12 protein-coding genes are annotated in these 13,480 nt (G+C 61.7%); 3 read left to right on the top strand and 9 right to left on the bottom strand.

The window, feature by feature from the left end; all coding sequences use genetic code 11:
- Positions 1-71 precede the first annotated feature (71 nt).
- Positions 72-1,094 (top strand): NAD(P)H-binding protein, encoded by a 1,023-nt coding sequence (locus MOV76_RS12545; protein WP_247264637.1) that lies wholly within the window; start codon positions 72-74, stop codon positions 1,092-1,094.
- Here the strand turns inward: MOV76_RS12545 and MOV76_RS12540 are convergent.
- The 6 genes from MOV76_RS12540 to trxB all read right to left on the bottom strand — a co-directional run bounded on the left by MOV76_RS12540 (position 1,091) and on the right by trxB (position 7,024).
- Positions 1,091-1,891, bottom strand: coding sequence for an aminoglycoside phosphotransferase family protein (locus tag MOV76_RS12540; RefSeq protein WP_247264636.1), 801 nt, complete (start codon positions 1,889-1,891; stop codon positions 1,091-1,093). The two genes, MOV76_RS12545 and MOV76_RS12540, sit on opposite strands and share 4 nt — an antisense overlap.
- A gap of 74 nt (positions 1,892-1,965) precedes the next feature.
- A complete protein-coding gene (locus MOV76_RS12535; protein WP_247264635.1) occupies positions 1,966-3,090 on the bottom strand; it encodes an alkene reductase in 1,125 nt (374 codons plus the stop codon).
- 25 nt (positions 3,091-3,115) lie between these two features.
- Positions 3,116-4,282 (bottom strand): MFS transporter, encoded by a 1,167-nt coding sequence (locus MOV76_RS12530; RefSeq protein ID WP_247264634.1) that lies wholly within the window; start codon positions 4,280-4,282, stop codon positions 3,116-3,118.
- Position 4,283: 1 nt separating this feature from the next.
- Positions 4,284-4,577, bottom strand: a complete 294-nt coding sequence (locus MOV76_RS12525) for a helix-turn-helix transcriptional regulator (protein WP_018243002.1) — start codon at positions 4,575-4,577, stop codon at positions 4,284-4,286.
- 553 nt (positions 4,578-5,130) lie between these two features.
- On the bottom strand, positions 5,131-6,027 hold the full coding sequence (locus tag MOV76_RS12520) for a LysR family transcriptional regulator VtlR (protein ID WP_018446649.1): 897 nt from the start codon (positions 6,025-6,027) through the stop codon (positions 5,131-5,133).
- Positions 6,028-6,049: 22 nt separating this feature from the next.
- The gene (gene trxB / locus MOV76_RS12515) at positions 6,050-7,024 is read right to left on the bottom strand and encodes a thioredoxin-disulfide reductase (protein WP_018243001.1); all 975 of its coding nucleotides are present in this window, start codon (positions 7,022-7,024) and stop codon (positions 6,050-6,052) included.
- Positions 7,025-7,255: 231 nt separating this feature from the next.
- Here trxB and MOV76_RS12510 point away from each other — a divergent pair, with 231 nt between their 5' ends.
- Complete coding sequence (locus MOV76_RS12510; RefSeq protein WP_003541645.1) at positions 7,256-7,723, top strand: Lrp/AsnC family transcriptional regulator; 468 nt, start codon at positions 7,256-7,258, stop codon at positions 7,721-7,723.
- A gap of 32 nt (positions 7,724-7,755) precedes the next feature.
- On the opposite strand, the gene MOV76_RS12505 is transcribed toward MOV76_RS12510, so the two are convergent.
- Both MOV76_RS12505 and MOV76_RS12500 read right to left on the bottom strand, forming a co-directional pair.
- Positions 7,756-9,102: a sigma-54 dependent transcriptional regulator gene (locus MOV76_RS12505; RefSeq protein WP_018243000.1), complete on the bottom strand. Its 1,347-nt coding sequence runs from the start codon at positions 9,100-9,102 to the stop codon at positions 7,756-7,758.
- Between the two features lie 4 nt (positions 9,103-9,106).
- The gene (locus MOV76_RS12500) at positions 9,107-10,975 is read right to left on the bottom strand and encodes an ATP-binding protein (protein ID WP_130652819.1); all 1,869 of its coding nucleotides are present in this window, start codon (positions 10,973-10,975) and stop codon (positions 9,107-9,109) included.
- A gap of 224 nt (positions 10,976-11,199) precedes the next feature.
- On the opposite strand from MOV76_RS12500, the gene MOV76_RS12495 reads away from it, so the two are divergent.
- Positions 11,200-12,534 carry a dicarboxylate/amino acid:cation symporter gene (locus tag MOV76_RS12495; protein WP_247264633.1) on the top strand — a complete coding sequence of 445 codons (1,335 nt, stop codon included), beginning with the start codon at positions 11,200-11,202 and terminating at the stop codon, positions 12,532-12,534.
- A gap of 73 nt (positions 12,535-12,607) precedes the next feature.
- On the opposite strand, the gene MOV76_RS12490 is transcribed toward MOV76_RS12495, so the two are convergent.
- Positions 12,608-13,480: glycosyltransferase family 4 protein (locus tag MOV76_RS12490; protein WP_247264632.1), on the bottom strand; the 873-nt coding region annotated here is incomplete at its 5' end.

Here is a 13,480-nt window from a genome sequence, read left to right as displayed (position 1 = left end):
TTATTTCGTCAATTTCGTTTATTCCCTTCTGGGGGCATGATCCTCTCATCCGATCGAAGGAGATGATTGTCATGAGCAGCAAAATGAAGACGACGGCCCTCATTCTCGGCGCCACAGGCGGTATCGGCGGCGCGGTTGCCCGCAAGCTGCTTGCGCGCGGCTGGCGCATCCAGGCGCTGAACCGTGACGCCGCCAAAGCGTCGAGGAACGAGCCGGCTTTCGAATGGGTGCAGGGCGATGCGATGAATGCCGGCGACGTCCTGAGGGCGGCTGAAGGCGTCGGCCTGATCGTCCATGCTGTCAATCCGCCCGGTTATCGCGACTGGGAAACGCTGGTGCTGCCGATGCTCGACAATACCATCGCCGCTGCTCGCGTAGTCGGCGTGCGCGTCGTGCTGCCGGGCAACGTCTATAATTTTGGTCCCGATGCCCTGCCGGCGCCGACGGAAGAAAGCCCACAGAATCCGGTGACGAAGAAGGGGGCGATCCGCGTCGAAATGGAGAAGCGGATGAAGGCGGCGTCGCAGTCCGGCGCCGGCGCCATCATCGTCAGGGGAGGGGATTTCTTCGGTCCAGGCACGACGGCCAATAGCTGGTTTTCGTCCGGCCTCGTGACCCCAGGCAAGCCGGTCGGCACGATCAGGAACCCGGCACGGCGCGGCATCGGCCATCAATGGGCCTACCTGCCCGACATGGCAGAAACCATTGCCCAACTCGTCGAGCGGGCCGATCGACTGCCGCCTTTCGCCGTCTATCACATGGAGGGCTTCTGGGATGCGGACGGCATGCAGATGGCCGAAGCGATCAAGCGCGTCGTCGGCGGTAGGGCGAAGATCGGCAACTTCCCTTGGTGGATCGTGCCGCTGACCGCTCCTTTCGTTCCCGTGATGCGGGAGATCAAGGAGATGCGCTATCTCTGGAAGGTGCCGGTGCGGATGCGGAATACCAAGCTTACGGCCGAACTCGGCAAGGAGCCGCAGACGCCGATCGACGAGGCGGTCAGGGCTTCGCTCGTGGCGCTTGGCTGCCTGCCCGAACCGCACCGTCAAGCCGCGGCCGCCCTTATCGGGCACCCGTCGCAGAACGCGGGTTAGCTCTCGAGTTCGGCCACCGCGATCCGGGCGACCGTCAGGGCTGTCTCTGCCTGCTGAATATTCGGATCGCCGAGGAACCAGGCGGCGGAAAGACCGGAATAGGCGGCGATCCATCGCAGCAGCCGCTTCGGCTCCAGTTTCGCCTCTGCTGAGACGATGGCGAGCTGGCGGCGGAAACGGGCGGGATCGGTGATCGTTGGCAGTTCCTCGTTGGCGAAGATATTGGCGAAATCGAAGCCACGTTCGCCATGGAGCCGCTTCGGATCGATTGCCAGCCAGCCGCGTGCCTCGAAATCGAGGATATTGTCGTGGTGGATGTCGCCGTGGAGGATGGTGACTTCACGCTGATCGGCAAGGAGGGTGTTGGCGATCGCCGAGCAATCGGTAAGCGTGCCGCCATGCTTGCCTGCTGCCGGCTCCAGATCGCGGAACCAGCGGGTGAGGGGTATGGGATCGGGAAGCGGTTTTTCGCGCGGCGCATGCAGCCGTGCCGCTGTCCGGCAGAGGATGCGGCTTGCCTCGTCGTCCTCGCCGTTCATCGCCATGGCAAGCAATGAGCGTTTTCCCGTCGCCCTTTCCAGCAGCACGGCGTCACCCTCATGGGCGTAGACATAGGCTGCGCCGTCGCCGTCCCACCATTGCATCAATAGCGCGCCATAACGTTCGTCGATATCGGCCGCCACTTTCAGCATGGCTGGCCTGCCCTGCCAGCGGACCGGCAGCAGGCGGCTGGAATGGGTGATGATGGGTTCACCGTCTGATATCAGCGACCAGCGATCAAGATGGGGACTAAACATGGTGCAACTTACCGAGAGGTCGTGAAAATGGGAATCCCGCCTTTCGGCGGGATTCCCATTCGCGTGTGAAAGGTTCAGGCGACTTTTTCGAGGACCGGATAGTCAATATAGCCCTTGCCGGTGCCGCCGTAAAAGGTCGACTGGTCGGGCGTGTTGAGCGGCAGATTGTGTACCAGGCGTTCGACGAGATCGGGATTGGCAATGAAAGGCTTGCCGAAGGCGACGAGATCGGCGCGGCCGCTTGCGACGGCGTCGATCGCCAGATCGCGATCATAGCCATTGTTGACCATCCAGTCGGCCTTGCCGCCAGCCTTTTCGTAAGTCTGGCGCAGTGCCTTGTAATCGAAGGCGGGATTGTCGCCCTGCTTGTAATCACGGTCGCCGCCGGTCTGGCCTTCGATGACATGGATATAGGCCAGGTCGTGTTTGGCCAGTCCCTCGACGACATGGGTGAAGGTCGCCTGCGGGTTGGAATCGTAGCTTTCGCCGGACGGCGTCACCGGTGAGATGCGGATCGCCGTGCGGCCGGCGCCGATTTCCTTCACCACGGCATCGACGACTTCGAAAGTCAGACGGGTGCGGTTTTCGATCGAGCCGCCATATGCATCAGTACGGTCATTGACGCCGTCGCGGATGAACTGGTCGAGCAGGTAGCCGTTGGCGCCGTGGATCTCGACACCGTCAAAGCCGGCGTCGATCGCCGCCCGGGCAGCCTTGCGGTAATCCTCGATGATGCCAGGGATTTCGGCGGTTTCGAGCGCGCGTGGTTCGGAGGTGTCGGCAAAGCTGCCGGTGCCGTCGGCATTGACCAGATAGGTCTTGGCCTTGGCGACACGATTGGTCGATGAAACCGGCTTGCCGTCGTCCGGCTGCAATGTCGTGTGCGAGATGCGGCCGACATGCCACATCTGGACGACGATCTTGCCGCCTGATGCATGGACCGCGTCGGTGACGCGCTTCCAGCCGTCGAGAGCCTCTTTGGTGTAGAGACCAGGCACGTTGGCATAACCCTGGCCCTGATGGGTGATCGCGGTTGCTTCGGTGATGATCAGGCCTGATGTGGCGCGCTGGCGGTAATATTCGACGTTGAGGTCGTTGGGAATTGCGCCCGGCGATCGGTTGCGGGTGAGTGGCGCCATGACGATGCGGTTCTTGACTGATATGTCGCCGACTTTCGTGGGTTCGAAAAGCTTGGCCATGATGGTCCTTTCTTTTGCGGGAGGATCACTCGGCAGGGGCGAGGGCGGCCCGGCCCCTGGCGGAGAGATAGGTGAGTGCCGTGGCGCCGAGGCCTATCAGGGCCATCAAGGCTGCGGCGAGCGGAACGCGGGTGAGATCGAAACCGGCGTCGATGACCACGCCGCCCACCCAAGCGCCGAGCGCATTGCCGGTGTTGAAGGCGCCGATGTTGATCGTCGAGACGAGATTCGGAGCGTCTTTGCCGAAGCCGACGACGCCGACCTGAAGCGCCGGCACGGCGGCAAAGCTTGCCATCGCCCAGAGGAAGAGGGTGATTTCAGCCGGGATGAAGAAGCGGCTCGTATAGCTGAAGGCGATCGAGGTGATGGCGATCGCGGCGAAGACGCCGGCAAGCGTCGCGCCGAGCCGCCAGTCGGCAAGCTTGCCGCCGACGAGGTTGCCGATGGTCAGTCCGAGGCCGATCAGAAACAGCGTCCAGGTGACGCCTTCCGGCGAAACGCCGGTGACGACGCGCAGCAGCGGCGCAATATAGGTGAAGAGAGCGAACATAGAGGCGGCGAAGAAGACGGTGGTGGAGAGTGCCAGCCACAGGCCGCCATTCCTGAGGGCTGCGATCTCACGCAGGATGCTGCCGTTCTCTTGCTGCTTATCCCTGGGCAGGATGGCGATCAGGCCTGATATGGTGACGATACCGATGACGGTGACGACGCCGAAGGTGGCGCGCCAGCCATAGGCCTGGCCGATCGCGGTGCCGAGCGGCACGCCAAGAACATTGGCGAGCGTCAGCCCGGTGAACATCAGCGCGACGGCGCGGGCCTTGCGATCCTCGGCGACGAGGCCGGCGGCAACCACCGAGCCGATGCCGAAGAAGGCGCCATGGCAGAGTGCCGTCACGACTCGGGCGATCATCAGCACCCAATAATCGCTCGCCAGAGCGCAAAGCAGGTTGCCGGCGATGAAGAATGCCATCAGCGCAATCAGGGCGGTACGGCGCTTCAGCTTCGCAGTCGAAATGGCCATCACAGGGGCGCCGATCGCGACCGCCAGGGCGTAACCGGTGACCAGCCACCCGGCCTGCGGGATGCTGACCGAGAGATCGGCAGCCACCTCCGGCAACAGACCCATGATGACGAATTCGGTGGTGCCTATCGCAAACGAGCTCAAGGCGAGAACGAGGAGGGCGAGGGGCATTCTAAAGATCCTGCGTCAGTTGCTTGAGGAAGGCGGCGATCGTTTCTTCGTTGCGCTTGTAAAAGATCCACTGGCCAACGCGTTTGGTGGTGACGAGGCCGGCGCGATGCAGCGTGCCGAGATGGGCCGAGACCGTCGACTGCGACAGGCCGCAGCGCTCGAACTGGCTGGCGCAGACGCCCATTTCGAAAGGATGCTCCTGCGAGGGGAAATGTTCCTCGGGGTTTTTCAGCCAGCTCAGAATGTCCATCCGGGTAGGATGGGCGAGTGCCTTGATAATTTCGTCTTTGTCCATCGTCATTCGCCGAACTATAAATCGTGTTTAATCGATATATTGATCGTCAGGCTTCGATATGCAAATCACGGAGGCGTGAGGCCGTGGTTTTTAGTGAGTGCGCAAATTTTGGGCAAAAAAAGAGGGCCACCGGAAAACCAGGGCCCTTGTAATTGTGAAGGTCAAAAACCTCCAGAGGGGAACAGCTAATGCGGTGGTACTGGGAGAGAAACCACAAGATGCATCAGCTGAGAGAGATATGGTGCTTCCTTGAGCAGGTTTCAATGCTTTTTTGTGCATGTCTGCTATGCGCCGCACAATTTTTTTGCGGTGCGGCATTTATCGAGGAAGTAAGGGCAAAAAAAGAGGGCCACTGGAAAACCAGGGCCCTTATAAGTGTGAAGGTCAAAAACCTCCAGAGGGGAACAGCTAATGCGGTGGAACTGGGAGGAAAAGCCACCATGTGCATCAGCTATGTGCGATATGGTGGTTTATTGGGCAAACGGCAACCCTCATTTGTGCATGCCAGTCATGCACGTTCTGCATAGTCGACGATTCATCAATAAAACCGGGCTCAAAAGTTCCAGTTTCTGGCCTTGCTGACGATAAAATCGCGGAAGGCTTTCAGCTTGGCGGCGTTCTTGATCTCGTCCGGATAGCAGAAATAGGTGTCGAAGGAGGGGACGTCGGCATTGATCGCCAGCTGAATCAGGCCGGGGTCGCGACCGACGATGTAATCCGGCAGGCAGGCGACGCCGATTCCGAGCAGGGCGGCGCGCTTGATCGAGGTCTGGCTGTTGATCTGCAGATGCGGGATGCGCTTGTTGTCGGAGGAGCGGCCGGCGACCTCAAGCCAATTGACGTCGAGCAGGTAACTCGGCGCCGGCTCACCGAAGGTGATGATGCGGTGATTGTCGAGATCCTCGACCTTCTGCGGCTCGCCGTGGCGGTTGATGTAGGACGGGGCCGCATAGACGTGCATGTGCACGGTGAAGAGCTTGCGCTGGATGAGGTCGGATTGCTGCGGCTGGCGCAGGCGGATCGCGCAGTCGGCATGACGCATGTTCACATCCACTTCCTCGTTGTCGAGGATCAGCTGGATCTGCACATCGGGATAAAGCTGCAGGAACTCCTGGATCTTGTCGGTCAGCCAGCCCTGGCCGAGACCGACCGTCGTCGTGACGCGCAGCTTGCCGGATGGCGTCTCGGTCGTCTCGGTGAGCTGCATCTTCACGGTTTCGAGCTTCAGCAGCACGTCATGGGCGGTGCGGTAAAGCAGTTCGCCCTGTTCCGTCAGAATCAGGCCGCGTGCATGGCGGTGAAACAGCTTGGTGCCGACATCCTGCTCCAGCGCGCTGACCTGGCGACTGATGGCGGATTGGGACAGATGCAGTTTATCCGCCGCATGCGTGAACGAACCCGCCTCGGCAGCTGCGTGAAAAATACGCAGCTTGTCCCAATCCAATGGCATTCCCCCACCCCTCATGCCGATCTTACTCCGCGGCCACGGCGACGGGCATGTGGCCCGTCAGATATCGCTCGGCTTCAAGTGCAGCCATGCACCCCAGGCCGGCGGCAGTGATCGCCTGGCGGAACGTATCATCCGTCACGTCGCCCGCGGCATAGACCCCGTCCAGGCTGGTCGCGGTCGAATCCGGCGCGGTCCAGAGATAGCCATTGTCCTTCAGCTTCAGCTTGTCCTTGAAGAGTTCGGTTGCCGGCGCATGGCCGATCGCGACGAAGACGCCATCGATCACCATGTCGGTGATCGTGCCGGTTCTGACGTCACGCAGGCGCGCGCCGGATACGGATTGCGGCATTGGCGGCTTGGCCGGTGTGCCTGTTATTTCGGCCACTTCGGTATTCCACAGCACCTTGACATTCTCCTTGGAGAACAGGCGTTCCTGCAGGATCTTCTCGGCTCGGAAGAAGTCGCGCCGGTGCACTAATGTAACCGACTTGGCGATGTTGGAGAGATAGAGCGCCTCCTCGACGGCGCTGTTGCCGCCGCCAACCACGATCACGTCCTTGTTGCGATAGAAGAAACCGTCGCACGTGGCGCAAGCCGAAACGCCGAAGCCCTGGAAATGCTGCTCGCTCTCGATGCCGAGCCATTTGGCCTTGGCACCGGTGGCAATGATCAGCGTATCGGCGGTCCAGACCTGGCCGCTGTCGGTGCGGGCGACGAACGGACGCTGATTCATGTCGACTTCGGTCACGAGGTCGTTGACGATCTCGGCGCCGACATGTTTTGCCTGCTGCAGCATCTGCTCCATCAGCCAGGGACCCTGGATCGGATCGGCAAAGCCCGGATAGTTCTCGACATCAGTGGTGATCATCAGCTGGCCGCCCTGTTCGAGACCGGCGATCAAAACCGGTTTCAGCATGGCGCGCGCGGCATAGACCGCGGCAGTATAGCCTGCGGGTCCGGAACCGATGATGAGCACCTTGGTGTGGCGGGCGGGCATGTCATTTCCTTTCGACTGGCAGGAGGGCGGCGGCTAAGTGGCGATTGCGGCCGTTTCGCGGTCCATGCGCCATTTATGAACGTCCAATGCTTTTATTCAAGGGCAGCCTTGCGTTACCAACAAGGCAAATCGCCCAGATGTGCAAGAATCCGTCATCGGCGTGAAACTTTCTTGCGTATTCCGCGGCTTTATATAGAAGCTCCCCGCGGAGAATTAAAGAAAGGCAATGATGTGGGGCGTGCGGAACTCGACGTCATCGATATAAAGATCCTCCGGGAACTGCAGGCCGATGGCCGCATGACCAATGTGGAGCTCGCCGATCGCGTCGGCATCTCGGCGCCGCCTTGCCTGCGCCGTGTGCGCAAGCTCGAGGAAGCCGGCATCATCGAGGGCTACCACGCGATGCTGAACAGCCCGAAGCTCGGCTTCGACCTCGTCGCTTTCTGCATGGTCGGCCTCAAGCACCAGTCGGAAGGCAATCTCAAGGCCTTCGCCGCTGCCACCGCCGAATGGCCGCTGGTGCGCCAGGCCTGGATGGTCTCGGGCGACAGCGATTTCCTGCTGCATTGCGTGGCGGAGAACCTCACCCGCTTTCAGGATTTCGTCATCGAGGTGCTGACGGCGAACGAACATGTCGATACCGTGCGCACCATGCTGACGATCCGGCAGGTGAAGAAGCTGGGACTGGTCGAAGTCTAAAACGACCTTGGCAGGTTAATCGTCGTCACGGATTACTTGCGCGAGCTATAGCCGCCCCGGTTGATGCCGTGGCGCTGAAGTTTGTCATAAAACGTCTTTCTCGGAATGCCGAGCGCCTCGATGGTGCGGCGCACGTCGCCGTCATTGGCCGACAGCGTGTCGCGGATGATCTCCGCCTCGTAGCGTTCCAGCCGTTCGGGGAGCGTCGCACCCGTCGGCTGAGGAGGGACCGCTGCCGCTCCGCCGCCTTCCACGCCAAGCACCACGCGTTCGGCATAGTGCGAGAGCTCGCGGACATTGCCTGGCCATGTGTGCGAGGCCAGATGCCGCCGCACATCAGGTGAAAGCGGCGGGACATCGCGACGGAAGCGCTCCGCGGCGCGAGCGGCGAAGTGGGAAAACAGCAGCGGAATATCGTCCCGCCGTTCTCTCAGCGGCGGAATGGAGATCGTCACGACATTCAGCCTGTAATAGAGATCCTCGCGAAAATCGCCGCGAACCGCGGGGTCCCCGAGGTCGATCTTGGCAGCCGCGACGACGCGAAGATTGACGGGGCGCACCTCATTGGTGCCGAGCGGCGTGATCTCGCGCATCTCCAGCACCCTCAGCATCTTGACCTGCGTGGCGGCCGGCATGCTTTCGATCTCGTCGAGGAACAGCGTGCCGCCGCTTGCATGTTCGATGCGGCCCGTGCGGCGCTTCTGGGCGCCGGTAAAGGCGCCGGCCTCGTGGCCGAACAGTTCGCTTTCGATGACGGTTTCGGGCAGGGCGCCACAGTTCAGCGCCACGAAATTGCCTTTCCGGCGGTGGCTCCACTGATGCAGGATCTGGGCAACCACTTCCTTGCCGCTGCCCGTTTCGCCGGCGACGAGTACGTCCACATCGGTATCGGCGATGTGGCGAAGAATGTTTCTGAGGTTTTCCATCACAGGCGTCTGGCCGATCAGCGGCAAATTCTCCTGCGCATCTTCGGCTGCTTTCCGCAGCATGCGGTTCTCCAGAACAAGCCGGCGCTTCTCGCTTGCGCGACGCACGCTCTGCACGAGCCGATCGGCTGCGAAGGGCTTGGCGATGAAATCATAGGCGCCGTCCTGAATCGCCTGAACGGCCATGGGAATATCGCCGTGGCCGGTCATCAGGATCACCGGCAGGTCGACATCCATCCCTTGCAGCGTGGCGAAGAGCTGCAGTCCGTCGATCTCGGGCATGCGGATATCGGTGACGACGGGGCCGGCAAAGTCCGCCGGCAGGTCCGCCAGCGCGGCTTTCGCACCGTCATAGGCGGAAACGGAAAATCCGGCGAGTTCGAGCGTCTGCGCGGTGGCACGGCGCAGATCCTTGTCGTCGTCGATCAGCGCAACGGGCATCAGTGTGTCCATGACCTCAAGCCTTCCTCAGCTGAACGATAAACCGGGTACCACCGCTGTCGCTTGCAACGTCCATCCGGCCGCCGTAGTCGCCGACGATATCCTTGGAGATAACGAGGCCAAGGCCGAGACCGCTTTCCTTCGAGGTATTGAACGGCGTGAACAAGCCTTTGCGGATTTCCGGGGGAATGCCGGGGCCGTTGTCGGCGACTGTCACCGTTACCATCCCCGCGTCAGTTGATGTTCTGATCTCGACGCGACCCTCTCCGGCCTTCGGCGCCACCGCCTCCAGGGCGTTCTGAAGCAGGTTGATGAGGACCTGCTCGAGACGAATCCGGTTTCCCATCACCTGCAGTTCGTCGGGCGGCAGGTCGATGTCGAGCGTATCCATGCGGCCGGCAAACCGGCTGCGCAACAGCATCACCGCGCCCTCGATGACGTCCTTCAATCCTGTTGGTTCGGCGCTGCCGCGGCCCTTGCGGGCAAAGGTCTTCAGCTCCTCGGTGATCGAACCTATGCGTTCCGTCAGCGCCGCAATGCTCTCGAGATTTTCGCCGGCAGGCGCAGTCTGGCCGCGATCGAGGAAGGTGCGGGCATTATCCGCATAGGCACGGATGGTCGCCACCGGCTGGTTGATCTCATGAGCGACGCCGGCGGCTACCTGGCCCAGGATGGCCAGCCGATTGGCCTGCACCAGATCCTGCTGCACCGCCTGCAGCTTTTGCTCCGTGCTCTTGTGGCCGATGATTTCAGCCTGCAGCCGGTCTCGCGCCTGGCTGAGATCCAGCGTCCGCTCGACTACCCGCCGTTCCAGTTCCTCTCGTGCTTGCTGTTCGCTGGAGATCCGCAGGGCGATCGTATGGCGGCGGCGCAAGAGGAAGGCTGCTCCGGCCAGCAGTGGCAAGAGTATGAGCAATGCCAGCATGCGGGCTTCGCGAATCCCCGCATCGACGGACGGCCCCAGCGCCACCAGATGCTGCAAATGCCATCCGGTCGCCGGCACCGACGTTGCGACATCGAGAAACCTGGTTTTCCCGGCATCGCCGGGCATGACGATCTCGACGACATCGAGCCCTTCGCCGAGGTTTCGGACCATGTCGAGGGGCAGGGGTTGAAGTGGCGCAGCGCCGAATTGGAGGCTTTCGCGGATCGCTGTCAGCCGGTCTTCGGCGATCCGGCCGATCGTCATGAACCGCCATGATGGAAGACTGGTGATGAGGACAATGCCACGCTCGTCAACGACGTAGGACGGGGTGCCGGAGGCGTTCCAATCCGCCTCGACGTCGTCGAATTCGACCTTGACCACGACGACACCCAGCAAGCCATTGCTGCCCGAAATCCGCTGCGAGATATAAAGACCCGGTTTCTTGCTGACCGTGCCGAGCGCGAAGTGCTCGGCCTGTCCTCGTTCGACCGCCCCCTGAAAATACTCCCGGAAGCGGTAGTCATTGCCGACGAAGCTCGTCGGCTCGCGCCAGTTGCTGGCCGAAACCGCGATGCCGTCCTTGTCGATGACATAGATGACGGCGGCCTTCGTGCCCGCCGCCAGCATTTCGAGCTTCTGACTGAGCCGCTCGAACGTGCCGGCATCGTTTCCCACCAGCGCCGCGGCGAGCGCGGTGTCCTGCGACAGCACGAAGGGAAGCGCCCGGTATTTTTCGAGGACCGTGCGCAGCAACGCCGCATTCAGCGTCACATCCATGCGGGCCTGCTCCTCGAGGGCAGCCTCCGCCCGGTGCTGGCCGATCTCGCCGCTGGTCCAAAGGCTTGCGACGACAGCGAGGAAGGCGAGCGCGGCATAGGCCCACCACATCCGGCGGATGCGGTGTTGCAGGGGCAGGGAAGGCCACAATTTCTGCGACACGGACATGGCGGATTTGTGCATTTTTCTGCACGAAACGCAAATGGATTTGTGCGGATTTCCGCATTGATTAATGAGTTGTCAGCAGTCCAGTAAATTTTTCGTTAATAAATTCAATCGGTTGGTGGGCGACGTAAAACTGGCACGGCGATTGCGAGGGAGGTGGCAACAACGGCTGAGCTGTTGGACTTGAAGCGAACGGCTCGGGAGGCCGGAGTTCGTTCCGGACGAGCCACTAGGAGGACATCATGATCGCAGCACCACTCGATGCAGTCGCAGGCAGCAAGGGCAAGAAGCCCTTTTATAGCCATCTTTACGTTCAGGTTCTCGTGGCCATCGCTGCGGGTATCCTTCTCGGTCATTTCTATCCCGAACTCGGCACCCAGCTGAAGCCGCTCGGCGATGCCTTCATCAAGCTCGTCAAGATGATCATTGCGCCGGTGATCTTTCTGACGGTTGCGACCGGCATTGCCGGCATGAGCGATCTGCAGAAGGTCGGCCGCGTCGCCGGCAAGGCGATGCTGTACTTCCTGACCTTCTCGACATTGGCGCTCATCATCGGCCTGATCGTCGCCAATGTCGTCCAGCCAGGCGCCGGCATGAACATCGATCCGGCCTCGCTGGATCCGGCCGCCGTCGCCACCTTTGCCGCCAAGGCGCATGAGCAGAGCATCGTCGGCTTCCTCACCAACATCATCCCGACGACGATTGTCGGCGCCTTTGCCGATGGCGATATTCTGCAGGTTCTGTTCTTCTCGGTGCTCTTCGGCATCGCGCTCGCCATGGTCGGCGAAAAGGGCGAGCAGGTCGTCAACTTCCTCAATTCCCTGACGGCTCCCGTCTTCAAGCTCGTCGCCATCCTCATGAAGGCTGCCCCGATCGGCGCCTTCGGCGCCATGGCATTCACCATCGGCAAGTACGGCGTCGGATCGATCGCCAACCTTGCCATGCTGATCGGCACTTTCTACATCACGTCTCTGCTCTTCGTCTTCATCGTTCTCGGTGCTGTTGCCCGCTACAACGGCTTCTCGATCGTGGCGCTGCTGCGCTACATCAAGGAAGAACTGCTGCTGGTCCTCGGCACCTCGTCTTCGGAAGCCGCACTTCCAGGGCTGATGAACAAGATGGAAAAGGCCGGTTGCAAGCGCTCGGTCGTCGGTCTCGTCATCCCGACCGGCTATTCCTTCAATCTTGACGGCACCAACATCTACATGACGCTGGCAGCGCTGTTCATTGCTCAGGCAACCGGCATCCATCTCTCCTGGGGTGACCAGATCCTGCTGCTGCTGGTGGCGATGCTGAGCTCGAAGGGTGCCGCAGGCATCACCGGCGCCGGCTTCATCACGCTTGCCGCAACGCTCTCCGTCGTCCCATCCGTGCCGGTCGCTGGCATGGCGCTCATCCTCGGCATCGACCGCTTCATGTCGGAATGCCGGGCGCTGACCAACCTCGTCGGCAATGCGGTGGCGACGATCGTCGTGGCACGTTGGGAAAACGAGCTGGATACGGTGCAACTCGCCACAGCACTGGGCGGCCAGACCGGAGAGGATACTTCGGCTGCCGGGCTGCAGCCGGCCGAATAGTCAGCCGCTATCCCCTTATCCTTAAAAGTCCTGCAGCGGCCCGTCATCCAACGGGCCGTTTCTCTTTTCTGCTTCAGCTGCGATTGTCGCCGAGAAGACTGTTATAAACGGCGCCGATCGCACTTGCTTCCTTCTCCAGCGCGAAATTCGCGCTGACATGCCGCAGCGCATTCTCGCCATGCGCGACCGCCAGAGCGGGATCTGCGATATAGGGCGCGATTGCCCGCGTCAGCGCCTCGCCATCGCCGGCGGCGACGACCGAACCCGTCTCGCCGGTGACGATGAGCTCGGCATAGGCGCCCGCATCCGATGCCACCACCGCGGTTCGCGAGGCCATGGCTTCGAGCGGCGTCAGGCCGAAGCCCTCGTTGCGGGAGGGGGCGACGTAAAGCGTCAGGCGGCGATACCAGATCTTGATGTCAGGCACTTCGCCGAGAAAGAGGATACGGTCGCTCAGTCCGGCGGCGACGACATCCGCCTTGAGTTTGTCTGCGAATGCCACGTGCTCCGCCGTCACGCGGCCGGAGACGACTGCCGTCCACTCAGTATGTTGCGGCAGCAGTTCGATCATCGCCCTGACGAAAAGATCAGTGCCTTTCTGATGGCGCACACGGCCGAAGCAGCCGACCAGATGGCGGCCGGGCAGGCCGGTAGCGGCGATGCCGTCCTCTGCGGTTACCGGCGGATGGAACAGAGCAAGGTCGACGCCGTGCTGGATGACCGTGTGCGGCACCTCGAGGAACGAGCCGGAACGGTCGCTGGTCGCGATGACGGCGTCCATGCGACGGATCAGCCATTTCGTATAGGCGGTGTGGCGGCGTTGCGCGGCCGAGGTGAAGAGAAGCTTCAGCGGCATGCGCGTGAGATGGCGAAGCAGGATGCCGACGGCCATCTCGTTGTTGCGGCGAGCGTGCCAGACACGCCGGCGCCGGCGCGCCGGCGGGCG

It is taken from the genome of Rhizobium sp. PRIMUS64, assembly GCF_023006465.1.
Lineage (GTDB): Bacteria > Pseudomonadota > Alphaproteobacteria > Rhizobiales > Rhizobiaceae > Rhizobium > Rhizobium leguminosarum.
Note: the sequence above shows the minus strand (reverse complement) of the source record. Positions and strands in the feature narration are given on the sequence as shown.